This window comes from Bradyrhizobium sp., assembly GCF_036009065.1.
Classification (GTDB): Bacteria; Pseudomonadota; Alphaproteobacteria; order Rhizobiales; family Xanthobacteraceae; genus Bradyrhizobium.
This window is the reverse complement of the sequence record NZ_DASYMN010000336.1, coordinates 1-1,672: the sequence shown is the minus strand read 5'-3', so window position 1 is coordinate 1,672 and position 1,672 is coordinate 1. Positions and strand designations below refer to the sequence as shown.

Annotated in this window: 1 protein-coding gene and 2 pseudogenes; all 3 read right to left on the bottom strand. The window is 62.1% G+C overall.

Annotated features, from left to right (window positions below):
• Positions 1-508: 508 nt before the first annotated feature.
• Positions 509-1,138: an IS5 family transposase gene (locus VGP39_RS20835; protein ID WP_327569986.1), complete on the bottom strand. Its 630-nt coding sequence runs from the start codon at positions 1,136-1,138 to the stop codon at positions 509-511.
• A pseudogene (locus VGP39_RS20830) lies at positions 1,093-1,224 on the bottom strand (transposase); the annotation flags it as partial. The gene VGP39_RS20835 and the pseudogene VGP39_RS20830, both read right to left, overlap by 46 nt.
• A gap of 248 nt (positions 1,225-1,472) precedes the next feature.
• Positions 1,473-1,672: pseudogene (locus VGP39_RS20825) on the bottom strand (DUF2155 domain-containing protein); the annotation flags it as partial.

Genomic DNA, 1,672 nt, shown 5'->3' with positions numbered 1-1,672 from the left:
CGCCGGCCAGAAGTCCGCCGCGTTCGCTCGTGGTGCGCCGCCACTGTCCTTTCATATCCGGATATTTCGAGTCTTGCGCCGCAGCCGCGCCGCTGATCGCCATCAGCAGTGCCGCCGCCAGCAGTGTGCGCAATTGCAAGCGCGCGATCGATGTGCCAGCAGGCATGGTGGTTTCTCCCTCTGATCGCGGGCGTCTCGCGCGCCACGCGAGTGTCCTGTGCACCTGGATGTGAACACCTTTGCCACTGACTGTCGGCGCAGCACCTTTGGTCGAAGCTCGGCAATCCACCAAATTCGCTGCTTGCCGCCCAGTGCCGAGGCCTTTCGCCTCCAGTTCGGCACGTTTCCTGGTACGCTTACGTTTCTTGTTACGTTTTCTGGTCTTATTTACGTTTTATGGCCGCGCCTAGTGGTCCGATTCTGACATTTGCATCCCTTGTCGGCAGGCTCGTAGCAAATGTCAGAATCAAAGGACCACTAGCAAATATGGCATTTCTAGGGTCAGGACTCAATTGATCCAGTAGGCCACGAGGGCGGCGAGTTGGACGGCGGCGAGGAAGTTTCGGGCGAGCTTATCGTAACGGGTGGCGATGCGCCTGAAGTCTTTCAGTCGACAGAAGCAGCGCTCGATAACATTGCGGCCTTTGTAGGCTCGTTTGCTGAAACGATGGAGGGCTACCCTGTTGGACTTGTTCGGAATGACTGGTTTGGCGCCGCGGTGGACGATGTCAGCGCGGAAGTCGTCGCCGTCGTACCCCTTGTCGGCGATGAGGGCGCGCATCGGCGGAGCGAGCATTAACAGCGCCGGCGCGGCGGTGATGTCGGCCTCCTGGCCCGGAGTGAGATGAAATGCGCAGGGTCTGCAATCAGCATCGCTCAGCGCGTGGATTTTTGTGGTGCGTCCGCCGCGCGAGCGACCGATCGCCTGTTCATGCTCCCCCCTTTTCCGCCGCTGGCCGAGCGATGCGCCTTGATCGAGGTGGAGTCGATCGACAGGGTCACGCTGTCCTTTCCGCAGTTGGCCAGCGCCTCGAAAATAGCCTGCCAACGTCCGCGCTTGGCCCAGCGATTGAAGCGATTGTAGATGGTCGTGTACGGGCCATATTCGGGCGGGCAATCGCGCCAGCGCGCGCCGCACTGGAGCATGTGTACGATGCCGCTGATAATGCGCCGATCATCCTCACGCTCGGGGCCGGTCAGGTTGGTCGGCAGTTGCGGCGCCATGCACGCCCACTGTCTGTCGTTCAGCCAGAACAATCCTGCTCGCATCAAAGCCTCCCCGCCCCGAATCATTCGGAACGAGGGAATCAGAACTCGCTAATTAGGTACAGACCCTAGTACGCGGGCGACACCCACAACCGCTCCTTCCCGCGCAAGCGGGAACCCAAGGGCCACTCGCTCTCGATGTCCCGTCCTGGGTCCCCGCTTTCGCGGGGATGAGCGGAATCGGATTGGCAGATCTAGGGCTAGGATCACCGGAACGGCGGCGGGAGCGTCTGCGGCGACAATTGCTGCGGCGACGTGGTGCGGCGTTGCTGCTGCTGCTGCTTGGGCTGCGCGGTCTGTTGCGCGCGCGCGGCCGGGGCCGGCGGCTCGGCCGGTCGTTCGGCTGCGATCGTGGGGCTTTTGCAGTCGGTCAGCCAGATGTCGTAGATCGGATGCTCGACCGCAT